Below are 25532 nucleotides of genomic sequence, written 5' to 3' on the forward strand. Positions count from 1 at the left end.
TAAAAGCGGCCATCGCTGGCCGCTTGGCTATCCGATTTACGCTTACTTTTTCAGAACCCAGGCATCCTGCCAGTTGGATCCCACGCCCGGCTCATAGTGAGTCGCGCCGCTGTTCCACTGCATGCAGTAACCGCTGTAAGGGAAAGGTTTGCACTGATACACCTTGCCGTCCTTCTGCTGCAGCACCGTGGTGCCGGCGGTGTATTTACTCAGCTCGTTCGGGAAGACGAAGTTGTAGTCGCCATTGCCGCCACCGCCGGTGGAGTCGGCTTCCAGATTGAAGTTTTCGATATCAGGCTGAATGCTCTGCCCGTTATCGTTGCTGGCGATCACTTTCAGCATGTGGTGGCCCTCGCTGACGTTGCTCAGCGCGATGGTCAGCGGCTGGCTTGCGTCTTCCAGCGTCTCTTTCACATAGCCTTTCTCCGTCTGACCGTGATCGTAAACGCGCGCTTCAACCGTCAGCTTGCCTTTAACCTCGGCATTGAAGGTCAGTTGGGCTTTACCATCCTTGATCTTGGTGCTGGACAGATTGCCAATACGAATCTCTTCGGTAATCTCAGGTGTATTTTCATCATAGGAAATCACCACGCTCTTCATCGTGCTGCCCTGCTTGGCGAAGACCGCGTTATTGCCGAATACCGGGTTGACGTTACCTTTGCCGTCCTTCACCCCGGCGCGCACCGCTTTCTGTTCGGCGTTGATCTTGGTAGCCAGTGCGTGGCTCCAGCGGTTTTTGTCGGTCAGCGCCTCGCTGTCGATCGCCAGCTCGGTTTTCATCGCCAGCACTTCACCGTTTGCGTCGAAGAAGCGAGCGATCGCTTTGTCGCCAACCTGCAGGTTTTTACCGGTGAGGGAACCCTGCAGCTGCTTGCGCCATTCGGATACGACGCCGTCGTCTTCGAAGTTAACGTCAACCACCTGATAGAAACTGTTTACCGTGTCATTGATTTCCCACACGCCGTAAATCACCTGATAGCCGGTTCTCTCCGGCACCACGCACTGATGCACTTCGCGATCTTTTGGCGCCTGAGCATGGCCATCAACTTCGCAGAACGGCTCTTTTTCGAAAGCCTCGCGCGACAGCGGTTTGTTCACGTCCCAATCTTGTTTGGTGATGTAGTAACGCCAGTTATTGGTTTTATGCTTGGCGGTGTGGTACCAGGTGAACGTCTGCGGCCCCGGCTTCATGGTGTTCAACGCCCAGACGTTGACGCCCTGGCGATCCAGCGGTTCGAAGCCATTAACCCCGCCGCTGGCCAGCTGACCGTCGAGCGGCGTAGCGCCGCCAGGGAAGCCGGAAATTTGCTCAACGCTTTGCGGTTCCCACTGCGCCCGGCCGCAGTCGGTATTGCTACCCAGCTTGCACTTGTAGGCGCGGCTTTCGGGAACTTCGATATACCCATGCGACCAGGCGGCCGACGAGGCAGCGAGCGTTGCCATCATCAGGGCGATTTTGGATAATTTCATTACGACTCCAGTTAAATTTATTGGATTCCAACTGAGTGAGAAGAAACTCAAAGAGGTGCGGCGATACCGCGAGAGGAATAATAAGTAGAAGCCCTGAACGCCCGGCACTTAGAATGCATTAAAATAATAAAACCTAATACGACCAAGATATTAAATGACATGACAAACGTTTAAAATAATCCGGAAATCGTGAAGCGCCGCCGTGCGGCGAAAGAAATAAGCGCACCGTTCCTATTCCACAGAGAGAATAACGTGACATTGAAAAATATCGCCGCAGCGGTCTTGGCCTCCCTGCTGCTCTCCGGCTGCCAGCACGCCGCCAAATCCGCCCCTGACGCCGCCGCCCAACGCGACCAGCTGTCGTCGCTGGTTGGCGCCGGCTTGTTTTTGAGAGAGCGTTGCAATCGCGCCGACATCCCGGCCGACGATAAGCTCACGGCGGCGGCGCTGCAGGAAGCAGAGAAAAAAGGCTGGTCGCCGGCGCTCAATCGCGCCCAGTTGCTTGCTGCAGGTCAACACGTCGCCGCACAGCTGGCGGCCGACACCACGCCGCTGCAGGAGAAGTGCAGCGAATTCAATCGGTCACTGGCGCCCTTTTTAGCCCAGCGCCGTTAGCCCCCCAGCGGCAGCACAAACCATTGGCAGGCGACCGCGCCTGCGCCCGCCGTCGCCAGCCCCGGCCCGAAAGGCAGGGGCTGAGTTCCATCACCGCCGCGCCATACGCGCAGCAACAGCCATAGCAGGCTGCCGGCGGAGGCGAACAGCAGGATCGACGGCAAAGCGGCATAGCCGCCCCAGGCGCCAAGCGCCGCCAACAGTTTAAAATCGCCGTATCCCAGCCCCTCACGGCCAGTCGCCAGACGAAATACCCAATACAGCAGCCACAACGTCAGATAGCCCGCCATCGCGCCGACAACCGCCGCCGGCAAAAAGGCCGGGTGCGCGAGGCAATGCCACAGCAACCCGCCCCACAACAGCGACAGCGTCAGGCAATCCGGCAGGAGTTGGCGCTCGCTGTCAATCGCCGCCAGCGCCAGCAACAACGCAACAAACGCCAGCATGAAAAACCAATCCAGCCCAATGCCGAGATGCCAGGCCAGCATGATTCCCATCAGCATCAGAAATAACTCCACCAGTGGATAACGCACGGAAATAGGGCTGCGGCAATAACGACAGCGGCCACGCAACAGCAGCCAACTTAATAAAGGAATATTATCGAACGCCGATAATTGTTTTGTGCATGACGGGCAAAATGAACGCGGCCAAACGAGATCAAACCGCTCGGCCTGCGTCGTTTCTATTTCACGCTCAAGCATGATAGGCAGCCGATAAACGACCACGTTAATAAAACTGCCGACGCACAGACTCAACACGGCGCTAAATAACAGCCAGTGTTCATCCGCCGCCGCGTTTAGGGCGAATAGCATGATTTTTTCTGATTCCTGATGATTCGTTAGCGTGGGTTACATCGACGGCTGCGTTGTCACCTGCAGCAGGCTGACCTGCACTACGCCCGGCGCCTGCCCCGCGCGCTCCACGGCGAGCGCGAGCACGCGGATACCGTGCTCGCGTTGCAGGGCGGCCAGCCACGACAGCAGGCTTTCGAACGGCACAGGCGGCAGCCTCACCAGCATCTCCACGTCACTTTCCGTCAGGTCGGCGATGGGAATGCGGTGCGCCTGCGCGCTCTGCCGCAGCCGCTCCGGCAGTTGCTCGCGCGCAGCGGCGCCCGGCGGCAAGCGAGCCTGCAGTTGCTGGATGACGCGTGCCTGCCCCTGCAGCGCCGCCAGCCGTTGTGCGCTTTTCTGCGCCTGTGAAAACTGATAAAGGCAGTAGCCGCAGGCTACCAACAGCAACAGGCTTAACAGCACCGCCCGCCGCAATGCCTTATCGCGCCACCCGATATTCATCGCTCACCTCTCACCGTCAGGACCGCCTGGTTGGGCGCACCGCCTTCGCTGAACGTCATGCTGACCTCGCCATCGTTAACCGGCGCCGGCAATGGCACGTCGTTTCTATTCACCGTCACCACCAGACGGTCGTCGGCAGCGTCGAAAGCCAGCGCCTGCAGCTGCGGGGGCGCCCATAAAGCGAGCGCCCCGGCCGCGTAGGGCAGTAGCCTGAACAGCTGCGGCGCATTCAGGGCGTCTTGCATACGCCGCACCTGCGCTTTAGCCACCTGTTCCACCAACGCCGGCGCGGTCTGACCAGGCAGCAGGCGCTGAGACAGTACCGCTATCCGGCTCTCGTTCTGCCGGGCCATCTGTTGGTGATGCAAACCGCCCACCAGCAGCGAACCGCTGAGCAACAGCAGCGCGCAGGCGGTCTTATCGGGCAGACGGCGCGGCCAGCGTACGCTCGGTTTGAAACGCCCCTGCAGCAGCGTGGCGGGGCTGCTCCAGGCCTCTTGCGCCAGTTGCCAGAGCGGATCCTCGTCAATGCGCACCGCTTCCCAGTCCGCCGGAATCTCCCCGCCGCAGTGCAGACACCAATCCGGCGTCGGCAGCGGAGTGCAATCCCACCAGGCATCGGGCAGCGACATGCTCTGCCCATTCCCCGTTCGGATCAGCCAGCGATCGCGCCAGCGCAGCGCGCTGCATTGGCCCGGCAGCGGCAATGCCAGCACGTCGGGCAGCATTTTATCGGCGCGAATGCCGCAGGCGCTCAGGCGCTCGACCCAGCCCTGCATCTGCGCCAGCGCGACGCCGGCGAGGGTGAAGTCACGCTGCGCCTTGCCCAGCACCGCCCAGTGCATCTGCTCGGTATCGGTCAACAGCCCGGCCTCGTGGGCGTAGGCCAGCGCCAGCGGCGTCGCCTGCCGGGCCTTGCCCTGGAATGTCGTTTGTCTCAGCACCACATGACGGGCAGGCACCAGTATCACGACTCGGCTGCCCTGCGCCATGGCCGCCAACTCGCCGCCGCCGTCGGTCAGATCGAGGCGGGCGCCAAAGCGGCAGCGCGTCTCGCCGACGTGGCCCCAGCGCACATCGGCCATCGAGTCTTCGCTCAGCGCGATAAGCAGGATTGTGTTCGCCACCGTTTATCCCTCCCCTCTGTCGAACCGGCGTCCGCTGACCGTGACGCCTGACGGACCCGGTTGCCACGCGCTGACAAGCCGATAGTGCCCGTCGTTCAGCGTCAGCTGCAGCTGCGCAATCCAGCGGCTGTCGTCGAACCTCAATCGCTCGTCGAGAGCGTCGTCATCCAAGGCTTGCAGCGCTTTTTCCTGCGACAAAAACGTCAGCGTCTGCCAACCCTGCGGCGGGCGAACCGCCAGCAACGCCCGCAGCCGTTCACCGTTCAGGGCGTTCATCAGCATCGCCCGCAGCAGCGGCAAGCGGGCCTCATCCACGGCGTCCGGGTTGATCTGCAATTCAGCATCCGGCACCGCACAAAGCTGCGGCGCGAGGCGCAGGTAAAGCTCACGATCGATGCCGGCCAGCTCCCGCAGTTCGCTGATATCCCCCATCAGATACCCTTCGCCATAAGCCCGGGCGACGATCGCATCGGCAATCGCGCCCGCCTGCGCGTCGGCGATCCCCAGGTTGTTCAGTAACAGCATGAATATCCGCCTCTCCTTATTGGGGGGTGCCCCCTCGCTATCCCCGACCTCCGTTGGGCCGGCGGCGCGGATCAGGGCGTTCACGTTAAAACAGGCATCGGCCCGGCGCAGGCGTATTGCCACCTCCCCCTCTTCGGTACGCATACTGAACGCCGCCCCAGAGGCTCCCCAGGCCTTGCGCTGCTCTCCTGCCTGCCGCCACCGCTGTTGGGCGTAGATCTCCCCGCCCAACAGCAGCCATTTCGCTCTCAGCCGATCCTGCTGAGACTGGGTGCGCGCCAGCGAACGCTGCCAGTTGTCGTTAATATTGACCGCCACGATCGCCATCAGCGACATCATCAGCAGCACCATCAACAGCGCCATACCACGTTGTTTTTTCATCATGGCCTCGCCGAGGGCAGCGCGATGATGCGCCGTATTTCCCCCAACGCGGGGGTTTCGACGGTAATCTCCACCGCCTGCGGCAGCAGCCCACCGGCGCGCCAGGCCGTCAACCATTCGCCTTGCCGGTAAAAACGCAGGCGGAACCGCGTCACCTCCGGCAGCAACAGCACGCTGCGCGCCATCGCCTGCGGGCTGCTCAAATTCGGGTAACTGAGGCGCTCCAGCCGCCCCTGCCGGTGGCGATAGGCCACCCGTTCCTGCGTGGCACGCGGCAGCCGGGCCTGCGGATTCGGCCAGCCGCTTCGGATCAGCAACAGCTGAAAATCCGCGTCTTCCCCCTCCGCCGTCTGCAGCACCGCGAATTCCGGCGCAGCCGGCCTGCGTTGATCACCGATCGGCGCACGCACCTGCGCCTGAGCAAAATCACGCTCGACGATCGCCAGCGCCCGTTGCAGCTGGGTCAGCTGCGTCGATTTACGCTGGGTAATTTCGTCGTTTTTCAGCACGCCCCTGAAGACCGCCAGGGCGGTGAGCGACAGCATGGCGAACAGGGCGATGGCCAGCAGCATTTCCACCAGCGTAAAACCGCGTTGCAAAGCGCGAGTCATGGCAACTCCCGGTAAGCCTGCAACGCCGCCAACACGTTGCGATCCTGCGGATCGCGCCTGACTTCGATCGCGATCGCCCGCATTCCGGCGTCGCTGGTCTCCTGCCCGCGATAACGCCAGTACCAGGCCTCACCGGCCATCACCGTGGTACCCGAATGCCAGGCCAGCGTCGGCGGATGCGGATCGAGCTGCAGCAGCGTCAGCTGGTTGTCCGCGACCCACAGCGCAACGGTCTTGGCTTCGATCTCGCTCAGGCTACGCACCTGGCCGCCGGTGCTGTTGATCAGTGCCAGACAACCGATGGCGAAGATCATCAACGCCACCATCACTTCCAGCAGCGTCATGCCCTGCTGGCGTCTCATTTTCCGCGTCATCGCAACGAATGTCCGTCGTTTCAAATACGAAGTAACCGGGCGCCTGCAATCGCCACAGGCACCGCCCCTGCGACAGCGCTACGCTGAACGCCGTGGTTTCGCCCCCCGGATACAGCCACACCTGCGGCGGCCGCTCCGCCGCGTCATCGAGCGCGACGGTTTGCCCTTCAACGCTCAGCCACAGCGCGATGCCGTCCGGCAGGGCATATTCCTCCCGACGTTCCTGCCCCGTGGCGGCAACGCTGCGCCAACCGCCGCTGCCGAACGCCACGCCATAACTCACCCCTTCGCGCTCGACCCGCTCGGCGAGGGCATTCAGCCAATGATTCAGCCGCTCCCCCTGCCGTGCCAACGCTTTCTCATCCGCCGGAAAACTCAGCATCACCAGGCCGCTGGTTACCCCCAGCAGCAGCAATACCAGCATGATCTCCAGCAGCGTAAAGCCGCGCGTGCGCCTCATGGCGCGTCGGCGTCGGCCACCCAGTTGCCGATATCGTCATCGGTGTCGGCGATGCCGTCCGGGCCCAGAGAAAACACGTCCAGCTTGCCGTGACGCCCCGGATTACGCAGACGATACTCCTGCCCCCAGGGATCTTGCGGCAACCGGCGGATATAACCGTCTTCGGGATAATTTCTCGGGATCGGCGCCAGCGCCGGCCGGGTCACCAGCGCCGCCAGCCCCTGTTCCGCGCTGGGATAACGCCCGTTGTCCAGCTTGTACATATCCAACGCGTTCTCCAACGCGACGATATCGCTGGCGGCCTTTTGTCGATCGGCCTTCTCCTTGTTTCCCATCAGGCTGGGAATGGTCAGGCTGGCCAACAGCCCCAGAATGACGATCACCACCATGATTTCCAGCAGCGTAAACCCCCGCTGCCGCGACCTGCGCATCTTGCTGATATGACTCACTTTACTCTCCATTAACGGCATGATTAGCCGACCATATTATTGAGCTGCAATATCGGCTGCAGGATGGCCAAGATGATAAACAGCACCGAGCCGGCCATCGCGATCACCAATAAAGGCTCAAACAGCCCCAGCGCCAGCGTGACTTGCCGGCCGAAGGCCTCCTGCTGCATCGTCGCCGCCCGTTCGAGCATCATGTCCAGCTCACCGCTGCGCTCGCCGGACATGATCATGTGCCGCATCATCGGTGAGAACAGCGCGGTGCCCTCAAGCGACGGCGACAATCCTTCGCCCTCCCGCACTCGCTCCATCGCCGCCAGCAGCCGTTTGCGGGCGGCATCATTGCCCAACACGCCGGCGCTGATGCGCATCGCCTCCAGCAACGGCACCGCGCTGGCGTTCAAAATGCTCAGCGTTTTGGCGTAGCGCGCCGTATTCACCGCCAGTGACAGCTTGCCGACCACCGGCAACCGCAGGATGAACGCATGCCAGCGCACGCGTCGCGCCGGATCCCGCAGGCGATAGCGGAAAGCGCCAAGGCCCGTCAGCACCGATATCAGCGCCAACGCCCCCCATCGGCGCAGCCCGTCGCTGGCGCCGAGCAGCATCCGGGTCGACAGCGGCAAGGTCTGCTTCATATGCACAAACTGTTCGATCACCTTCGGCACCACCGCCGTCAACAGGATCGCCACCACGCCGATCGCCACCGCCGTCAGCACCATCGGGTACACCAGCGCCTGCACGATTTTGTTCTTCATTTGCTGGCGCTGTTCGACGTAGTCGGCCAGCCGTTCCAGCACCGGCGCCAGATGGCCGGAAATCTCACCGGCGGCCACCATGGCGCAATAGAGGCGGTCAAAAATCTGCGGATACTGTCCCAGCGCCTGCGCCAGCGGGAAGCCCTCCAGGATGCGCTGCCGCACCTGAACCAACGCCGCCTGCAGACCTTTCTTCTCCGTTTGCCGCGCCACCGCCATCAGCGCTTCCTCCAGCGGCAGCGCAGCGGACAGCAACGTCGCCAGCTGCCGGGTCAACAGCGCCACATCGCCACTGCTCACGCCGCTCATCCAGCGGCCGGCAAACATGCCGGCGAAAGCGGGCCGCCTGCGCGCTTGCACCGCCAGCACCTGCCACCCCTTTTCACGCAGGCGATCGCGGGCGTGGCGCAGAGAATCCGCCTCCAACACGCCGCGCTGGGCGCGCCCCTCACGATCGCAGGCGCGATAATCAAACTTCATCGCCGTCCCCTTCGCGCGTCACTCGCAGCACTTCCTCCAGGCTGGTCTCCCCGGCGCGCATTTTGGCGATACCATCCTGGCGCAGCGGCAGATAGCGTTCGGCGGCCAGTTTCGCGATATCCAACTCGCCCTCACCGCGATGGATCGCCATGCGCATCGGTTCATCCAGCACCAACAATTCGTGCAAGCCGATTCGGCCGTGATATCCCTGCCCACCGCAGGCCTCGCACCCCAACGGGCGCCAGCAGGTCACCGCCGGCGTCGGTGGCAGCCCCAGCAGGCGCCGCTGCGCGTCAGGCAACGCATAAGGCTCACGGCACTGCGGGCACAGCCGGCGCACCAGGCGCTGCGCCAACACGCCGCTGAGCGAGCTCGAAAGCAGAAACGGCTCGACTCCCATGTCCCGCAGCCGGGTCACGGCGCCGATCGCCGTGTTGGTATGCAGGGTCGACAGCACCAGATGCCCGGTCAATGAGGCCTGCACCGCGATCTGCGCCGTTTCACCGTCGCGGATCTCGCCGATCAGCACCACGTCGGGATCCTGACGCAGCAGCGCGCGCAGCCCGCGCGCGAAGGTCATGTCCACCTTGGGATTCACCTGCGTCTGCGCAATGCCGGCCAACTCATACTCGACGGGATCTTCGATCGTCATGATGTTGCGCTGTTCATCGTTGATCTGGCTGAGCAAGGTATAGAGCGTGGTGCTTTTGCCGGAGCCGGTCGGCCCGGTGACCAAAATAATGCCGTGCGGCTGGCGGATCAGGCGCAGCAACGCCTGCTGATGTGCCGGCGTCATGCCCAGGCTGGGCAGTTCGAGCCGCACGCCCTGTTTGTCCAACAGGCGCATGACCACGCGCTCGCCGTGGCTGGCCGGCATCACCGACACCCGCACGTCAATCGCCCGCCCGCCGACCTTCAGCGCCATGCGTCCATCCTGCGGCACGCGCTTCTCGGCGATATCCAGCTTCGACATCACCTTGATGCGCGACACCAGCAGCGCCGCCAGCTTGCGCTGCGGCGCCAAAATCCGCCGCAGCGCGCCGTCGATGCGAAAACGGATCACCAGCTCGCTCTCGTAGGTTTCGATGTGGATATCGGAGGCGCGCTCTTTGATCGCCTCGCTCAGTAAGGCGTTGATCAGGCGGATAATCGGCGCATCATCCTGTTCGTCCAACAGGTCTTGCTGCTGCGGCAGCTCCTCGGCCAGCGCGTAAAAATCCAGTTCGCCGCCCAGATCGTCGATCATTTTCTGCGCCTGGCCACTTTCCTGCTGGTAGTGCGCCACCAGCCGTTGATCAAAGACCTCCGCTTCCAGCCGGGCCAGCGCCGGCTCGCCGGGCAGGCAGCGGTAGGCCTCCATCAATGCGGCGTGGCTCGTGTCAGGGCGACAATAAATTTGGATACCGTGCTGCCCGTCAACGGGCAGCACGCCATGCTGGCGCGCCCAGGAAAAAGGCAGCAGCGGCCCCGCAGAGCGTGGCTTCACGGGCGTACTCCCCGCGGATAAAACGCGTCGATACTTGCAACGGTCGCGAGAAACGCCCGATTGTCGATCGCCTTCTTATCGCCGGCGATCTCGCCACGCAGTGCGTTATTCAGCTCACGATCGTCCTGTTGCTCGGCGTCGAACTTGCCTAACTTGCGTTGACTCTGTCGGGCATACCCCTCGGTGCTGCGAATGATGGTCGGGCGGATAAACAGCATCAAATTACGCTTGCTCGCTTTGGTGGCGGTCGAGCGAAACAGCGCCCCCACCAGCGGGATCTTGCCCAGGATCGGCACGCTGCTCTCCAGCTCCGAGTTGGACTTGTCCAACAGGCCGCCCACCACTACGGTTTCGCCGCTGTCCACCAGCACCGTATTGTTGACCGTGCGGATATTGAAGGTCGCTCCCAGCGAATCCGGCGTGGCGCCGGCGCTGTCGGCAACGCTGGAGACCTCCTGTTCGATCTGCATCAGCACGGACTGGCCCTGGTTGATCTGCGGTTTGACCTTGAGTTTGATCCCCACCGTCTTGCGCGACACGGTATTGAAGACGTTATCGCTATTGGTGGTTTGCGAACCGGTCAGGATAGGCACATCCTGCCCGACGCTGAATTCCGCCTCGGCGTTATCCAGCGTGACGATGCTCGGCGTGGCCAGAATATTGTTCTGATTGTTGCTGGCGATGGCGGTCAGCAATACGCCCCAGTTACCGCTGTAGAAACCGGTCATCAGGCCGTTGGCCTTGCCGAACACGTCGCTCATGCCGTTTTCGAACCCCGCCGACACCCCGGGCGCCGAGCCGGCGAACTGCGTGCCGCCCCCGTATTTGTTGGCCCACTGCACGCCGATGTTCAGCCCCTGCCCATCCTGCACTTCGACGATCACCGCTTCGACCAGCACCTGCGCGCGGCGCACATCGAGCTTGGCGACCACCGCCTCCAGATCGCGCATCACATCCGGCGCGGCGGTGATGATCAGCGCATTGGTCTGCTCATCGGCCTTGATCACCACATTTTTCAGCAGCGCCACGTTGGCGGCGGCGCTCTCCTTCTCATTTTGCAGACCCGCACTCACGCCGGTCAGCACCTCGACCAGGCTCTGCGCCTTGGCGTATTTGAGAGGGATAACCTGGGTATTGCCCTGGGTGACGCTCTTGTTATCCAGCTGGTCAATCAGCTCTTTGGCGTGTTCGCGGCTCCGGTCATCCCCGGCGATCATCACGCTGTTGGTCCGCTCATCCGCCACCAGCCGCAGCGAGCTCGCGCCGGCCGTGCGCCGCTTGCCCTCTTCGCGAAACAGTTCGTTCACCATGCGCGCGATCTCCGGCGCCGCCGCATGCTTCAGCGCGAGGGTCTCGACCCGATTGCCATCGTCCTGATCCATCTCCCTGACGAGCTCGAGCAGGCCGTTGACCACGCTGGCCCGGCCGGTGATCAACAGCGCGTTCCCCTGCTCGTAATGCGCCACACTGCCCACGCCGATGCTGTCGTTGAGCTGGCGCAATATCGGTGAAACGTCTTTGGCCGCGATATTGCGCAGCGGTACCACGCGCATCACCACTTCATCCCCTTCGGCGATCGTCTCGCCGCCGTTTTGTGCCAGCGCGGCTCTTTTTCCCTCTTTGGCGGCGATCACCTTCAAGACGTTGTTGGGCATGCCGATGACCGTATAGCCATAAACATCCAATACGTTGAGAAAGAACTGGTAATACTGTTTCTCATCGAGCTGTTCATAGCTGCGTACCGTGACCTTACCTTTCACCGCCGGATCGATAATGATGGTTTTGCCCAGGTTCTTACTGACCGTATTGATAAATTCCTGAATGTCCGTGCCTTTGAAATTGGCGGAGAATTGCTCTGCGTGCGCCGCGCCAGCCAGCACAATCATGGCGGCCACCGCCGCTAACGCGCGCCATAAGCCGGCGCTCCAGCCTGGGCCAGAACGATAAATAAAATGCGTAATCACAATGTCGCCTTATGCTATAAAACACCCCGCGCCGAAACGGCGCGCCGGCTACTCTTTAAACGTCAGCGTGGCGTAATAGCCGTTTTCGTCGAGCAGTATTTTATTTTTCACTATCCGCACGATGACGGCATTGCTGCCGGCCAGACGGTCGCCAACGCCATAACCGGTTTGCTTACCGCCATGCTCGACGATGACCAGGCTTTTTTGGGCGTTATCGCTGAACAGCAGGCCCGCTATCTTGCCAAGCGCAGCGGCTTCCGGGGCGTTAGCCAGCAGTTCGGCACCGATCGCCCATTCGCCGACTTTATACCCGTGCGCCTTTTCGCCGTCTTTCGCCGCTTGATAGCGCCCAAACCAGTGCGCGTCATTAATTTTCCCGATGTCCTCTTCCTGAGGAAAGACAATATGACGCGCCGGCCCGCGCGCGTTTTCACGGCTCGATTCAACGGGCGCGCCATCCCCGGCCATCATTCGCCATCCCAGCTGAAGCATGAACACCAGATTCGTCAGAAAAAAAAGAAGCATAAAAAAGTCTATCAACCGTTTGCTCACGGCACCCCCGGTTATTCAACGGTGCCAACGCTAAGCGGAAATACCGACCACCATCGCGACGGAAAACAGCAGCGTGATGACCAGAGCCACTTTATAATTCACGGCGTCCAGCCACGTTCGCCGGCGCTTATTAGCCGATGGCGGGCATCCCTCCTGCAAATTAGCGGACGCGCGCTCGCAGGCTTGAAAACTCAACATCACGCCAAATCGGGGAATGGTCTTGATCACCTCGCCGGGAATACCGTGGCGGGAGAGCAAAGAGCGGCATTGGAATATCATCTGATAATAGTTATTGTCGCTGATGGTCTCATGGTTGCAAAACCAGACCGCGCGAATAATGTCGTTCTTCTTATAAATACCGCTCAACAGGCACAGCATGAAGCGCCGCTGTAATTCGGTCATTTCAATGAGCACATTCTCTTTTTTAAACAACAGCGTTTTTTCATTGTTGTTTAATATCACCAACTCATTTTCCAACAGAGTCTCGTTCAGGGCAATGTTATGTATGTCCATCTCTCGCCTATCAGTTTAATGAAGTTCAAAGGCTCTCTGTGCCATCACCTTTGCACGCATGCGGCGAGATGCATTTTCAATGAAAATTAGTGGTTCGCCGTTTCAAGAGCGGCCTCAATTAATCATGCAAAAAACATTCATGCAACTTATTTCTTTAAAATAAACAATATAAAATTAATATGGCCACGTCACATCACCTTAGATTCATTAAATCATTTAAAAACATGATGATAGCGGGTTTTATAAAATAACTAAATCACCATTAAATTTGATTAATGATGAAGAAAATAGACATTCACGCATAATAACCCATGTTATTAGTTGCGTGCTAAAAAGGCAGAAGGCGAGGATGTAAAGGGTAACATAAATACACCTTAAGCTCATATAAAAAACGAGATAAAAATCAGGACTCAATATTACATAAAAACATCGGCGAGTAGGCATTGCTAAACATCAGCGTATTCTTGTCCACGCTGCGAATATGATAAAACGTCGATTCATTGCTGAAAAAGTAAGTATACACGTCTTCCGGCAAGGTATCTCTCGGCGAATAATTCACCTCACCATAGTGGAAACGATAGAAACTGCCTTGCGACACATAGCTGAAGTTAACCCGTCGGTTGACGAAATACGTCTCTTCGCCGTCGTTGGCCAGGCCCGACAGGATCATCACGCCTTTATCACCGGACAAAAAGATGTAGTTTATTTTTAGCGACAGCTGGATGTCATCGTGTGCCGCCTGCACATCCAGCGAATTGAAATAATTGAACGTGGCGTTCGCTTCACAGGAAAATTCACCGAATTCATGATGGCTGCGGACCAGGGAATACACCACGCTGCCCGTCAACACGCACAGGCCGACCAGCGTGGCTGACAAAATATTTAATTTTTTTTCCATGCCCGGATGTACTCGCTCTCACAATTATGCAAAACGGCCGCACTGTCCTTCGTGCATTTGGCGATAAACTGGCGTCCGCTGTCTTCATTGGCATTATGAGAACGGTTAACCTTGGTAATGACAATCTCACCGGGGCGGCAGCGTTGGCCATAAAGATCCTTCCTGACCAAGAACTGCAAATAGTCGTCCTGGTGATTCTCCAAAAAATTCCCGGCATAGTAGATCGGGCAGCCGTTCACCGTACCGACGTAAGACAATACCTGCTTCTTTTCACTGTCGCGATGATGTTTGTAATAGATGAAGCACAGCGCCAGAAATGATAATGGCACGACGATCGATAAGCTGCGCAGCAGAATAAAAAAATAGTGGTGGGTGTTTTTTGACGTTGCGGTCGGCGCAGCCGAGGGCGTCGGGGCATCGGCAAGCGGTGGGGGCTCGGGTAAATCAATCCGCAGTCGGTCGATCGGTATTATTCTATTGAGTCTATACCCCTTTTTAGAGAGGGTAACGATCAGCCGTTCATTGAAACCGACAGACGTCAATGCCCGCCGCGTCAGGCTGATATATTGATTTAACGTCGCCGAAGAGGCGCTCAGGCCGTGATCGGTCCACACCTGCTGCAACAGCGTATCCCGGCTCACCGCCTCGTGGCCATGCTCAAGCAAACATTTGAATACTCTAGAATTAACGCTGGATAAGAAAACTTCTCGTCCCTTCTTTATACTCTTCAATGAACCGTTTTCAGTGTTAAATGTAATATCTTTATCAATGATATAAATCATGTTCAGCCTGACAGCGCACACGGGTTATTATTTAAACTTATTCAGCCAGTTCGACGACCGCCGCGAAGCGCGGATAGTTTTTTCGCATAGAGAATAAACAATACTAACGCCATCCCAACAGGCGTGCAACTTTAAGAATTTTCCCTATATCTCCGCCATTATTTGTCCCACAAATAACGATATAAACGCTATTTTTTTCACCGTCATCGGATCTGTTGGCAACTCTACAGGCGGAGAAGGGCAAAACGGCGCAGAGGAAAAGACGCTCGCTCGCGGCGTGCGGAATGACGCTTGTGCAGCTGTCGACAGGAAGAATAACGGGGAAAAGCGTTTTTGCGGGCCGCAAATGGGTGGAGGCCCTGCCAGCTACATCCCGGCACACACGTCACCTGCTGCGGCTGCTTCCTTCCGGACCTGACCGAGTTCACAAGTTAGTGTTGCGGGAGAACCAACAGGGCCCCCATTGACGGCTTCTGTACTCCGAAGCGGTGGGCATTATCGGTGATGCCCTACCAAATAGCAAGCCAACCGGGACTAACCGCTGTTTTCTTACCCACCTGCGCTGTGGCACACTCTCCGCCTGGGTTTTGACTCGAGCAGGAACCGCAACATGCAACCAGAAGACGCCTCTTTCAGCCAGCGGGTATTCCACATCGTGGCCGCCATTCCTTACGGCAAAGTCACCACCTACGGCGAAGTCGCCCGGCTGGCCGGTTCACCGCGCGCCGCGCGTCAGGTCGGCGGCGTACTGCGGCGTTTGCCGGAAGGCAGCACGCTGCCCTGGCACCGGGTGATCAACCGCCACGGGCAGATATCGCAGCAGGGGGAGGATTTTCAACGGCAGCGGCAGGCATTGCTGGCGGAGGGGATTATTTTCGGCCCGCACAGCACGGTCGATTTCGATCGCTACGGCTGGCGCTGGTAAAACAAAACAGCCTTTGGCCGAAGCGCAAAGGCTGTTTGATTTCATCTTGCTGTACCGCAGTAAGATTACTGCATGGCGGTTGGCGCAGCCTGAATCGGCACACCCTGAACCGGAACCAGCAGCAGATCGGCACGCGTGCCGTTGCGATTGACCACTTCCTGGATGGTGTCGGTAATAAACATCAGTCGCCCGTTGACCGTCACCGCCGCGCTCAGAATGATACGCGCATTCGGTTGGATGTCGGACGGGTTATACGGCAGCGTAAAGCTGAACGGCGCCTGTTGCCCTTCAGTGCGTACTGCGCGCTGTGCAATCACTTTAGACGGCGCATCCGCCAGCGAGGCGTCAGAGAGAGTGACCGTCAGTACGGCGTCCGGCGGCAGCGCAATGCGCTGACGTATATTAACCGAACCTGTCACCGCCGGGCCCTGAATCTGCGTTTGCGCAGCCGCCGGGTTGCCGGCAGCCGGTGTAGGCACATCAGCACTCTTTTGCGCGCATCCTGCCAGCGTGATCGTCAGTGCCGCGGCACCGCCTACGATTTGCCAGAGTTTCATGGATCGGTCTCCTTTTTTATTATCAACACGTTGGTGGCTTTCACCACCGCACCCATTAAAGTTAGCACAAAACACTGATAAATCCACTTTGCTCCGCCTATTAATCACTTAGCCTGCCCAATGCGCTCACTATTAAGAGCATTCTCATCGGCCCTTTAACGCAAGATGTTGACGCCGCGCCGTGATATTCCGCACACTGCGCAAAATGATTATTAGAAAGGTAACAATTTTATGAGCCAGGCATTACAAAACCTCCTCGATCTGCTGGGTCTGGAGAAAATCGAAGAAGGGCTGTTCCGCGGTCAGAGCGAAGATCTGGGGTTACGCCAGGTGTTCGGCGGGCAGGTGGTCGGTCAGGCGCTCTACGCCGCCAAACAGACGGTGCCGGATGATCGCAGCGTGCACTCGTTCCACAGCTACTTCCTGCGTCCGGGCGACAGCAGTAAACCCATCGTCTACGACGTGGAAACCCTGCGTGACGGCAACAGCTTCAGCGCCCGCCGCGTCAGTGCCATCCAGCACGGCAAACCCATCTTCTATATGACCGCCTCCTTCCAGAGCCCGGAAGCAGGTTTCGAGCACCAGAACCTGATGCCGGACGTGCCGCCGCCGGAAGGACTGCTGTCCGAATCAGAGATCGCCCAGAAGCTGGCGCATATGCTGCCGGAAAAAGTGCGCGAAAAATTTATCGGCCAGAAGCCGATCGAAATGCGCCCGGTGAAATTCCACAACCCGCTGAAAGGCAGCGTGGAAGAACCGCATCGCTACGTCTGGTTCCGCGCCAACGGCAATATGCCGGACGATCAACGTATCCACCAATACCTGCTGGGCTACGCGTCGGACTTTAACTTCTTGCCGACCGCGCTGCAGCCGCACGGCGTAGGTTTCCTCGAGCCGGGCATGCAGGTGGCCACCATTGACCACTCCATGTGGTTCCACCGTCCGTTCCGCATGGATGACTGGCTGCTGTACGCGGTGGAGAGTTCCTCTGCCTCTGGCGCACGTGGCTTTGTGCGCGGCCAGATCTACACCCGCGACGGTGTACTGGTCGCCACCACCGTGCAGGAAGGGGTAATTCGCCAGCGCGACGCCTGATCCTCAGCATAAAGAAAGGGGCGATGTTTCCATCGCCCCTTTCGGCTTCATCATTATTTTAGTCTTTAGCGCACTGCCCTGCTTCGAGTCTTACTGGTTGTAGGCGCTCTCGCCGTGGCTGTTGACGTCCAGTCCCTCGCGTTCCTGTTCTTCCGGTACTCTCAGGCCCACCATCGCGCCCGCGATCTTGAAAGCGATAAAGGCGGCGACGCTCGACCACACCAGGGTGATCAGCACGCTCACCAGCTGGATCCAGACCTGATGGCCCATCGTCACCCCTTCGGCGTAGCCGGTGCCGCCCAGCGAAGAGGCGGTGAACACGCCGGTCAGCAGGCAGCCGACGATGCCGCACACCCCGTGCACGCCGAACACGTCGCAGGTGTCGTCCACCTTCAGCCATTTCTTCAGCGTCACGACGCCCCACAGGCCGGCGACGCCGCCCACCAGGCCGATGATCAACGCCCCACCCACGCCCACGGTGCCCGCCGCAGGCGTCACCGCAACCAACCCGGCGATCATGCCGGAGCAGGCGCCCAGCAGCGAAGGCTTGCCGCGCAGCACCCATTCGGCGAAGGTCCAGGAGAGAATGGCGCCCGCGGTGGCAACCACCGTGTTGAGGAATGCCAGGGCCGCAATGCCGTTGGCCGCGCTGGCGGAACCGGCGTTGAAGCCGAACCAGCCGATATACAGGATGGACGCCCCGGTAAACACCATCGGCAGATTGTGAGGTTTGAACGCTTCTTTACCGAAGCCGGCGCGTTTGCCGATCAGATAGGCACCAATCAGCCCGGCGCTGGCGGCGTTGATGTGCACCACGGTGCCGCCGGCGAAGTCCAGTGCGCCGTCGGTGGCCAGATAGCCGCCGCCCCACACCATGTGCGCGATCGGCAGGTAAGACAGGGTGAACCATACGATCGCGAAGATCAGCACCGCCGAGAAGCGAATGCGTTCAGCGAAGCCGCCCACCACCAGCGCCACGGTAATGCAGGCGAAGGACGCCTGGAAGGCGACGTGGATCATCTGGCTGATGCTGCCGGTAACGCTGTCGATGCTGATGCCTTTCAGCATCGCCGTTTCGAACCCGCCGAATACCGCATTGCCCTCGCTGAACGCCAGGCTGTAGCCATACAGCACCCACAGCACGCAGACCAGCGCGAAAGTGACGGTGACCTGCGTCAGCATCGACAGCACGTTTTTGCCACGCAGCAGGCCGCCGTAAAACAGTGCGATGCCCGGCAGCGTCATGAACAGCACCAGCGCGGTGCAGATCATCATAAAGGCGTTGTCGGCCTTATCGGCGACCGCCGGGGCGGCCAGGGCCAAAGAAGGAACCAGGGTTACCGAACTCAGGCCCAACATGGATAACAGTCTTTTCATTATCAATCCATCCCCATTGCTTAACTGAGTTCGTGGTTACAGTGCCGATTCGTCGGTTTCGCCGGTGCGAATGCGGATCACGCGTTGCAACTCGGCAACGAAAATTTTGCCGTCGCCGATTTTACCGGTGTAGGCGGCTTTGCTAATCACATCAACCACTTCATCCAACTGATCGTCGGCGATAGCGATATCGATTTTGACCTTGGGCAAGAAGTTGACGTTATATTCGGCGCCGCGATACAGCTCGGCATGCCCCTTCTGGCGGCCAAAGCCCTTCACTTCGGTTACGGTCAACCCCTGAATGCCCACGGAGGACAGAGCCTCGCGCACATCCTCCAGCTTGAACGGTTTGATTACCACGGTCACCAGCTTCATATTGCCCCTCCACGAATTAAGCCCAAACTCACCCCTGGTACGCGTCATATGTAGCAAGGGCTGTGCCAAATTTAATTTTGCATGACGATTCAGCGGATTAGCGCACACGCGGGCGCCGCCGCGACGCAGCACAGCACCGATACCTTGAATGGGTTAAATAATGCGCACTGATTTGGTGCGCATCGCGTCGAAAAAGTGCAGAAAGGGGGCATGGCACAGGCGGGTTGCCTGCTTGTGGTGCGTGGGAAAGAAACAAGGGCCGCGATCGCGGCCCCTGGGATCAGGCGGGTTGACTCTCCTCGCGCACCGCTTCCGCCAACTGCTCGCCCGCCAGCTGCAGCTGATACATCTGGTAGTAGCGCCCCTGCTGCGCCAGCAGCTGTTGATGGTTGCCCTGCTCCACCGCCTGGCCGCGATGCAGCACCAGGATGGAGTCGGCATCGACGATGGTCGACAGCCGGTGGGCGATCACCACCAGCGTGGTGTGCTCGCGGATCGCACGCAGCGCGCGCTGGATCGCCTGTTCGGTGCCCGAGTCGATATTGGCAGTCGCCTCGTCGAGGATCAGAATCTGCGGCGCCTGCACCAAGACCCGCGCCATCGCCAGCAGCTGTTTCTGCCCGACCGACAGGTTATTGCCCTGCTCCCCCAACCGGGTGTGAATACCCTGCGGGAAGCCGCGCACCAGATCCGCCAGCTGCACCGTTTCCAGCGCCCGCCAAACGGCGTCTTCCTCGATGTTACGCCCCAGCGTGACGTTGGCCAGTACCGAATCGGCGATCACCACCGGATCTTGCTGCACCATCGCTACGCCCTGACGCAGCGTGCGGTGCGACAGGCTGGAGATCGGGCGTCCATCGAGACGCACTTCCCCCTCGCTGACCGGGTAATAACCCATCAGCAGGTTGGCCAAGGTGCTCTTGCCGCTGCCGGTATGCCCGACCAGCGCCACGAAGCCGCGTGATGGCACCGCCAGCGAAATATGCTGCAGCACCTTTTTGTCCGCACGGTAAGCGAAGCTCAGATCGGTGATGTCGATGCGGCCACCGGCCAACGGACGATCGTCAATACCGTAACTCTGCTGGCTGCGATCCATCAGCTCGAAAATGCGTTCGCCGGCCACCACCGCCTGCTGCAGGATCGATTGCTGTGACGTCAGCTCGATCAACGGTTCATTCAGGCGCCCCAGGTAGTTGATGAAGGCGTAGAGGACGCCGACGCCAATCACGCCCTCGCCGCTGAAGCCGAACAGCATCAACAGGCCGCACAGCACCAGCGCCGAAAACAGGCTGAGCAGCGGCCGCAGCAGAAAACCGTCGAGCCGTAGGGTCTGCATACGCGCAAGATAATGCGACTGGCTGGCGGCGCTCATGCGCTCGCCGAAGCGCACCTGCTGGCGGAACTGCTGAATCACGCCCATGCCGTTGATCACTTCGTTGAAACCGTCGTTGATGTCCGCCAGATAGCTCCGCACCCGGCGCACGATCGGCGTGCTGTAGTATTGATAGATGCCCATCACCACGAACACCGCCGGGAAGATGCAGACCGCCACCAACGCCATGCGCCAGTCGAGGCTGAACATCGCCACCAGCATGGTGCCGATCAGCGCGGCGCTTTTCAGCACCGTGGAGACCACCATTACGTACAGATCCTTGATCACCTCGGTGTCGTTGGTAACGCGCGAGATCAATTGCCCGACCGGCTGCGTGTCGAAGGCGCTGAGCGGCTGGCGCAGCGCGGCGTCCATCACGTCAGTACGCAGCCGCTGCACCACCCCCACCGCCGCTTGGTTGAACAGCAGCGCCTGGAAGTAGTGCAGCGCCGCCGCCAGCAGCTCCAGCAGAATGTAAGCCGCCGCCAGCCCGCCGACGATCGTCAGCGGCAGTTGCCCTTTGGCGACGTAGTTATCGATAAAATAGCTCACCAGGATCGGCCCGGCGACTTCCGCCGCCGCCGCGATCCACAGCATCAGCACCGCCAGCCCCAGCGGTTTGCGGTACGGCGAGCCATAGGCCAGCAGCCGCTTCAGCGTCGGCCACAGCTTTTGCACTTTATTCATCGGCCAACGCCTCCTCGCCGTTTTCCGGCGCTTCGTCCAGCGCCGCTTCCAGCTGCTGATAACGGTACATATCGCGATACCAGCCCGGCTGCGCCGCCAGCGCCGCCGGGTCGCCGCGTTGCGCTACGCCGCCGTGCTGCATCACCAGGATCTCGCTGGCTTCGGTCAATGCCGACAGCCGGTGCGCACTGATGATCACCGTACGATCTTGCCCCCAGCTGCGCAGGTTGTGCAGGATTTGGTGTTCGGTACGGCCATCCACCGCCGACAGCGCGTCGTCGAGGATCAGGATCTCCGCATCCAGCAGCAGCGCACGCGCAATGGAGATGCGCTGTTTCTGCCCGCCCGACAGCATCACGCCGCGTTCGCCCACTTCGGTGTCATAGCCCTGCGGCAGCCGCAGAATGTCCTCATGAACGCTGGCCAACCGCGCCGCCTGTTCGATCTGCGCCTGCGTCGCCCCCGGATGGCCCAGCGCGATGTTGTTCGCCACGGTATCGGAGAACAGGAACGGCGTCTGGCTCACCACCGACAGCCGCGAACGCCAGTCGTCGAGTTTGACCTGCGGCAACGGCAAGCCGTGATAGCGGATCTGCCCTTGGTCGACGTCGAACTGGCGCTGGATTAGCGACAAGAGCGTCGACTTGCCGGCGCCGGTCGGCCCGCACAGCCCCAGCATCTGCCCCGGCTTCAGCGTCAGCGCCACGTCATGCAGCGCCGGATGTGGGTTTTCCGGGTAGTGGAACGCGCGGATATCCACGTCCAGCACGCCGCGCCCTGGCGGCAACGCCTGCGGGCCATCCTGCACCGCCGGCGCCTCGTCGAGCAGGCTGCGGATGCGGCTGTAGGCCGCGCTGCCGCGCTCGACGATGTTAAACATCCAGGCCAGCGCCAGCATCGGCCAGATCATCAGGCCGAGATACATCACAAAGCTGGTCAGCTGCCCGAGCGTCAGCGACCCGTTCACCACCATCCAGCTGCCGCCGCCGATGGCCAGCAGGTTAGAGGCGCCGATGGCGATATAAATGGTCGGATCGAAACGCGCATCCACCCGCGCCACATGCATGTTTTTGGCCCCGGTCTGCGCCGCCACCTCGGCAAAGCGATTGGATTGGTGATCTTCCAGCCCAAAGGCCTTGATCATGCGGATGCTGGTCATGCTTTCCTGCGCCTGATCGTTCAGGCTGGAAAACGCCGCCTGCGCCGATTTAAAACGCTGGTGCAGCTGGTCGCCGTAATATTTGATGGCGATCGCCATCAGCGGCATCGGGATTAACGCCAGCACCGTCAGCTGCCAGCTGATTTGGGTGCTCATCACCACCAGCACCACCAACCCCATCACCAGCGAATCCACCAGCGTCAGCACGCCTTCACCGGCGGCGAACACCACGCGGTCCACGTCGTTGGTGGCGCGCGCCATCAGATCGCCGGTGCGGTGGCGCAGGTAGAACGCCGGGTTTTGCCGGCTTAGCTGGCGGTAAAAGTTTTCGCGCAGCTCGACCGCCAACTGGTAGGACGCGCCAAACAGCAACACCCGCCACACATAGCGCAGCAGGTAAACGACGATCGCGGTGCCGATCATCAGCCCGAGCCAGGCCATCAGCACACCGGTGGACATCTGTTTTTCGGTGATACCGTCCACGATGATGCCGACCAGCTTAGGCGGCAGCAGTTGCAGGATGGCGATGACGATCAGCAGCACCACCGCCCCGAGGTAGCGGCGCCACTCCCGGCGGAAGTACCAGCCAATTTGAGCAAATAATCTCACGCAGTTTGATTCCAGGGTTTTATGGGATTTGTCTCTTTTTCTGCTTCAGCAGAGCAGGATACCACCGTTAAGCCGCCCGTCCGGTGAACTTTTCACTCCGGTACCGGCAGCGCGGTGGTGTATTTGATTTTTTCCATGGCAAAGCTTGAGGTGACATCGATGAGGCCCGGTACGCCGTTCACCAGACGCTTATAAAAGCCGTCGTAGCTTTTCATGTCCGCCACTTCGACCTGCATCAGGTAGTCGTACTCCCCCGCCATGCGGTAGAACGCCAGCACCTCGGGCATCTGGCTGGTCAACTGCACAAACGCCTGATACCACTCGCTGCTGTGCTGCTGGGTCTTGATCAGCACGAACGCCGTCAGCCCCAGGCCGAGCTTTTCGTTATCCAGCAAGGCCACCCGGCCGCGGATATAGCCCTCGTCCTCCAGGCGCTTCAGCCGTTTCCAGCACGGCGTCGAGGTCAAATTGACCGCATCGGCCAGCGTCTGCAGCGACTGGGTGCAATCTTGCTGCAGCATGCACAGCAGCTTACGGTCTGTTTTATCTAACATATCGGCCACCAGGAGAAAAACTTTCTCTCATTAGGCGATTAAACAGGAAAAATGGCAATCCTTTTTTCCTGCCGACAGGCTATGCTACGCCATAAACCAGCCCCCTATTCTGAGGCCAAATCATGACAAACTCTTGGGTAAAATATGCTATCGGTGAAATAGAAGCGGATTTTCAGCGCTCCGCCGATACGCACCTGATCCGCCTGAACCTGCCGGCGTTTCCCGGCATCTGCCTGTATCTGAAGGATGAGAGCACCCACCCGACCGGCAGCCTGAAACACCGCCTGGCGCGCTCGCTGTTCCTTTATGGCCTGTGCAATGGCTGGATCACCGAGAACACCACCATCATCGAGGCCTCTTCCGGCAGCACCGCGGTGTCCGAAGCCTACTTCGCTCGTCTGATCGGCCTGCCGTTCATCGCGGTGATGCCGTCCTGCACCGCGCGCCGCAAGGTGGAGCAGATCGCCTTTTACGGCGGCCGCTGCCACTTCGTCGATCATGCCGCTCAGATCTACGCCGCCTCCGAACAGCTGGCGCAAGAGCTGAAAGGCCACTATATGGATCAGTTCACCTACGCCGAACGCGCCACCGACTGGCGCGGCAACAACAATATCGCCGACAGCATCTTCCGCCAGATGGCGCGCGAACCCTTCCCGGTGCCGAAACACATCGTGATGAGCGCCGGCACCGGCGGCACCTCCGCCACGCTGGGGCGCTATATCCGCTATCAGGGGCACGACACCCAATTGACGGTGGTCGATCCGGAAAACTCGGTGTTCTATGACTGCTTCCACCACGGCGATCGCACCCTGATCGGCAGCTGCGGCAGCCGTATCGAAGGCATCGGCCGCCCGCGCGCCGAACCGTCGTTCATCCCGTCGGTGGTCGACAGCATGCTGCGGGTGCCGGATGCCGCCAGCGTCGCCACCATTCACTGGCTGGAAGGCGTGCTCGGCCGCAAGGTTGGCGCCTCCACCGGCACCAATGTCTGGGGTGCGCTGCAGCTGGCGAAACAGATGCGGGAAAACGGCGAGCAAGGGTCGATCGTCACCCTGCTGTGCGACAGCGGCGAGCGTTACCTGGATACCTATTACAACCCGGAATGGGTCAGCAACAACATCGGCGATCTGCAGCCGTATCTGGCGCAGCTGGCGGATTTGTAACGCCAGGCGTTAGGTAAAAAAAAGCCGGGTAGTCATACCCGGCCGGCTGTAAGGAGAACCTCATTCTTCGGGGGAATAGGTGAGGCAAGGTGAACGCAGCCAATGTTGTAAATAGTGGGCCACCGCCTGCTGTTGGCAATGGCCGATAACCGGTAGCTGCGGCAGCAGGGATTTCAACTGCGGCAGGGCGTTGCCCATCACCACGCCGTGTCCCACCGCCCCCAGCATCTCTTTGTCGTTCATCGCGTCGCCGAACGCCATGCAGTCGGCCATCGTCAGCCCCAGATGGCGGCTCAGCCGGTCCAGCGCCGTGCCCTTGTTGCAACCGAGCGGCAGCACCTCCAGGCAGTCGTAGGCGGAAAAGCACAGATCGGCCTCACCACCCAGCTGTGCCCGCAACTGCACCTGCAATGCCAGCAACTCCTCATGCGGCGCGACAAAACACACCTTGCTGTTACCGAACGCCGGCAGGCGGCGCACGTCAGCCAGCTGAAAACGAAAGCCGCTCAGGTGATGTGCCCGCAGCATCTCTTCCGGCACGGGGAATTCGGTCAGCCAACCTTCGTCGCGGAACACATGCATGCTGGCGCGGGTACGCCAATGATGATGCAGCACCTCTTCGGCGACCGCTGCCGGCAGATCGGTGGCATGCAGCTGTTGGCCGCGGTTGTCATACACACGCGTACCATTGCCGGTGATCAGGTAGCCCTGCAGCCCCAGCTGCGCCATGATCGGCTGCGCGTCAAGGTAATGCCGCCCGGTGGCGAACGTCACCACCATCTCCCGCTCCACCAGCTGGTTCAGCACCGCCAGCGTTTCCAGGCCAATCCGGTGATCCGGCATCAACAACGTGCCGTCCATATCGAAAGCTGCCAGGCGATACATAAAGACCTCTTGAATGTGAACGCGATTGCAATCAATG

General features: G+C 60.1%; 27 protein-coding genes and 1 other RNA gene. 4 read left to right on the forward strand and 24 right to left on the reverse strand.

The genetic code is table 11. The features are described from left to right. Positions 1 to 42: 42 nt before the first annotated feature. Positions 43 to 1470: an N-acetylglucosamine-binding protein GbpA gene (gene gbpA, locus FUU19_RS09655; RefSeq protein ID WP_197833075.1), complete on the reverse strand. Its 1428-nt coding sequence runs from the start codon at positions 1468 to 1470 to the stop codon at positions 43 to 45. Between the two features lie 252 nt (positions 1471 to 1722). On the opposite strand from gbpA, the gene gspS reads away from it, so the two are divergent. After that, positions 1723 to 2085, forward strand: coding sequence for a type II secretion system pilot lipoprotein GspS (gspS, locus tag FUU19_RS09660; RefSeq protein WP_197833076.1), 363 nt, complete (start codon positions 1723 to 1725; stop codon positions 2083 to 2085). Here gspS and FUU19_RS09665 read toward each other — a convergent pair. The 16 genes from FUU19_RS09665 to ffs all read right to left on the reverse strand — a co-directional run bounded on the left by FUU19_RS09665 (position 2082) and on the right by ffs (position 15191). Beyond that, positions 2082 to 2897, reverse strand: a complete 816-nt coding sequence (locus tag FUU19_RS09665) for a prepilin peptidase (protein ID WP_230490086.1) — start codon at positions 2895 to 2897, stop codon at positions 2082 to 2084. The two genes, gspS and FUU19_RS09665, sit on opposite strands and share 4 nt — an antisense overlap. 36 nt (positions 2898 to 2933) lie before the next feature. Then, positions 2934 to 3380 carry a type II secretion system protein M gene (locus tag FUU19_RS09670; RefSeq protein ID WP_230490085.1) on the reverse strand — a complete coding sequence of 149 codons (447 nt, stop codon included), beginning with the start codon at positions 3378 to 3380 and terminating at the stop codon, positions 2934 to 2936. Next, positions 3377 to 4507, reverse strand: coding sequence for a type II secretion system protein GspL (gspL, locus tag FUU19_RS09675; RefSeq protein WP_230490084.1), 1131 nt, complete (start codon positions 4505 to 4507; stop codon positions 3377 to 3379). Before gspL ends, FUU19_RS09670 begins: the two co-directional genes overlap by 4 nt. Before the next feature lie 3 nt (positions 4508 to 4510). Further along, complete coding sequence (gene gspK, locus FUU19_RS09680; RefSeq protein WP_230490083.1) at positions 4511 to 5413, reverse strand: type II secretion system minor pseudopilin GspK; 903 nt, start codon at positions 5411 to 5413, stop codon at positions 4511 to 4513. Continuing rightward, positions 5413 to 6024, reverse strand: a complete 612-nt coding sequence (gspJ, locus tag FUU19_RS09685) for a type II secretion system minor pseudopilin GspJ (protein ID WP_141970617.1) — start codon at positions 6022 to 6024, stop codon at positions 5413 to 5415. Before gspJ ends, gspK begins: the two co-directional genes overlap by 1 nt. Then, positions 6021 to 6368 (reverse strand): type II secretion system minor pseudopilin GspI, encoded by a 348-nt coding sequence (gene gspI / locus FUU19_RS09690; protein ID WP_230490082.1) that lies wholly within the window; start codon positions 6366 to 6368, stop codon positions 6021 to 6023. The genes gspJ and gspI overlap by 4 nt, the downstream gene beginning before the upstream one ends. Beyond that, positions 6280 to 6858, reverse strand: a complete 579-nt coding sequence (locus FUU19_RS09695) for a prepilin-type N-terminal cleavage/methylation domain-containing protein (RefSeq protein ID WP_230490081.1) — start codon at positions 6856 to 6858, stop codon at positions 6280 to 6282. Before FUU19_RS09695 ends, gspI begins: the two co-directional genes overlap by 89 nt. Continuing rightward, entirely contained in the window at positions 6855 to 7289 is a 435-nt protein-coding gene (gspG, locus tag FUU19_RS09700) for a type II secretion system major pseudopilin GspG (RefSeq protein ID WP_047730782.1), read from the reverse strand. The genes FUU19_RS09695 and gspG overlap by 4 nt, the downstream gene beginning before the upstream one ends. 41 nt (positions 7290 to 7330) lie before the next feature. Then, the gene (gene gspF, locus FUU19_RS09705) at positions 7331 to 8542 is read right to left on the reverse strand and encodes a type II secretion system inner membrane protein GspF (RefSeq protein ID WP_141970624.1); all 1212 of its coding nucleotides are present in this window, start codon (positions 8540 to 8542) and stop codon (positions 7331 to 7333) included. Then, positions 8532 to 10028, reverse strand: a complete 1497-nt coding sequence (gene gspE, locus FUU19_RS09710; protein WP_230490080.1) for a type II secretion system ATPase GspE — start codon at positions 10026 to 10028, stop codon at positions 8532 to 8534. Before gspE ends, gspF begins: the two co-directional genes overlap by 11 nt. After that, a complete protein-coding gene (gene gspD / locus FUU19_RS09715) occupies positions 10025 to 11914 on the reverse strand; it encodes a type II secretion system secretin GspD (RefSeq protein WP_230490346.1) in 1890 nt (629 codons plus the stop codon). Before gspD ends, gspE begins: the two co-directional genes overlap by 4 nt. Positions 11915 to 12040: 126 nt before the next feature. Then, positions 12041 to 12544: a type II secretion system protein N gene (locus FUU19_RS09720; RefSeq protein ID WP_230490079.1), complete on the reverse strand. Its 504-nt coding sequence runs from the start codon at positions 12542 to 12544 to the stop codon at positions 12041 to 12043. Positions 12545 to 12574: 30 nt separating this feature from the next. Next, complete coding sequence (locus FUU19_RS09725; protein ID WP_230490078.1) at positions 12575 to 13021, reverse strand: winged helix-turn-helix domain-containing protein; 447 nt, start codon at positions 13019 to 13021, stop codon at positions 12575 to 12577. Positions 13022 to 13460: 439 nt separating this feature from the next. Continuing rightward, positions 13461 to 13955 (reverse strand): FidL-like protein, encoded by a 495-nt coding sequence (locus FUU19_RS09730; protein WP_197833084.1) that lies wholly within the window; start codon positions 13953 to 13955, stop codon positions 13461 to 13463. After that, positions 13940 to 14737, reverse strand: coding sequence for a winged helix-turn-helix domain-containing protein (locus FUU19_RS09735; RefSeq protein ID WP_230490077.1), 798 nt, complete (start codon positions 14735 to 14737; stop codon positions 13940 to 13942). Before FUU19_RS09735 ends, FUU19_RS09730 begins: the two co-directional genes overlap by 16 nt. 357 nt (positions 14738 to 15094) lie before the next feature. After that, positions 15095 to 15191, reverse strand: an RNA gene (gene ffs / locus FUU19_RS09740) — signal recognition particle sRNA small type. A 156-nt stretch (positions 15192 to 15347) separates the two neighbouring features. Here ffs and FUU19_RS09745 point away from each other — a divergent pair. Continuing rightward, the gene (locus tag FUU19_RS09745; protein WP_033642088.1) at positions 15348 to 15662 is read left to right on the forward strand and encodes an MGMT family protein; all 315 of its coding nucleotides are present in this window, start codon (positions 15348 to 15350) and stop codon (positions 15660 to 15662) included. A 65-nt stretch (positions 15663 to 15727) separates the two neighbouring features. On the opposite strand, the gene FUU19_RS09750 is transcribed toward FUU19_RS09745, so the two are convergent. Further along, the gene (locus FUU19_RS09750; RefSeq protein WP_180548179.1) at positions 15728 to 16219 is read right to left on the reverse strand and encodes a YbaY family lipoprotein; all 492 of its coding nucleotides are present in this window, start codon (positions 16217 to 16219) and stop codon (positions 15728 to 15730) included. Between the two features lie 231 nt (positions 16220 to 16450). Here FUU19_RS09750 and tesB point away from each other — a divergent pair, with 231 nt between their 5' ends. Next, the gene (gene tesB, locus FUU19_RS09755) at positions 16451 to 17314 is read left to right on the forward strand and encodes an acyl-CoA thioesterase II (protein WP_230490076.1); all 864 of its coding nucleotides are present in this window, start codon (positions 16451 to 16453) and stop codon (positions 17312 to 17314) included. Between the two features lie 90 nt (positions 17315 to 17404). Here the strand turns inward: tesB and amtB are convergent, their stop codons facing one another. The 5 genes from amtB to FUU19_RS09780 all read right to left on the reverse strand — a co-directional run bounded on the left by amtB (position 17405) and on the right by FUU19_RS09780 (position 23447). Next, the gene (gene amtB, locus FUU19_RS09760; RefSeq protein ID WP_230490075.1) at positions 17405 to 18691 is read right to left on the reverse strand and encodes an ammonium transporter AmtB; all 1287 of its coding nucleotides are present in this window, start codon (positions 18689 to 18691) and stop codon (positions 17405 to 17407) included. A 36-nt stretch (positions 18692 to 18727) separates the two neighbouring features. Next, on the reverse strand, positions 18728 to 19066 hold the full coding sequence (glnK, locus tag FUU19_RS09765; protein ID WP_004940327.1) for a P-II family nitrogen regulator: 339 nt from the start codon (positions 19064 to 19066) through the stop codon (positions 18728 to 18730). Positions 19067 to 19346: 280 nt separating this feature from the next. Next, positions 19347 to 21125, reverse strand: a complete 1779-nt coding sequence (smdB, locus tag FUU19_RS09770) for a multidrug efflux ABC transporter permease/ATP-binding subunit SmdB (protein ID WP_197833085.1) — start codon at positions 21123 to 21125, stop codon at positions 19347 to 19349. Next, on the reverse strand, positions 21118 to 22893 hold the full coding sequence (gene smdA, locus FUU19_RS09775; protein ID WP_230490074.1) for a multidrug efflux ABC transporter permease/ATP-binding subunit SmdA: 1776 nt from the start codon (positions 22891 to 22893) through the stop codon (positions 21118 to 21120). Before smdA ends, smdB begins: the two co-directional genes overlap by 8 nt. 92 nt (positions 22894 to 22985) lie before the next feature. Then, positions 22986 to 23447 carry an Lrp/AsnC family transcriptional regulator gene (locus FUU19_RS09780; protein WP_141970646.1) on the reverse strand — a complete coding sequence of 154 codons (462 nt, stop codon included), beginning with the start codon at positions 23445 to 23447 and terminating at the stop codon, positions 22986 to 22988. Between the two features lie 122 nt (positions 23448 to 23569). On the opposite strand from FUU19_RS09780, the gene FUU19_RS09785 reads away from it, so the two are divergent. Beyond that, complete coding sequence (locus FUU19_RS09785) at positions 23570 to 24610, forward strand: PLP-dependent cysteine synthase family protein (protein WP_230490073.1); 1041 nt, start codon at positions 23570 to 23572, stop codon at positions 24608 to 24610. A gap of 60 nt (positions 24611 to 24670) precedes the next feature. On the opposite strand, the gene cof is transcribed toward FUU19_RS09785, so the two are convergent. After that, positions 24671 to 25495 carry an HMP-PP phosphatase gene (gene cof / locus FUU19_RS09790; protein ID WP_230490072.1) on the reverse strand — a complete coding sequence of 275 codons (825 nt, stop codon included), beginning with the start codon at positions 25493 to 25495 and terminating at the stop codon, positions 24671 to 24673. Positions 25496 to 25532: the final 37 nt, after the last annotated feature.

This window comes from Serratia montpellierensis, from assembly GCF_020858655.1.
In the GTDB taxonomy this organism is placed as follows: Bacteria; Pseudomonadota; Gammaproteobacteria; order Enterobacterales; family Enterobacteriaceae; genus Serratia; species Serratia montpellierensis.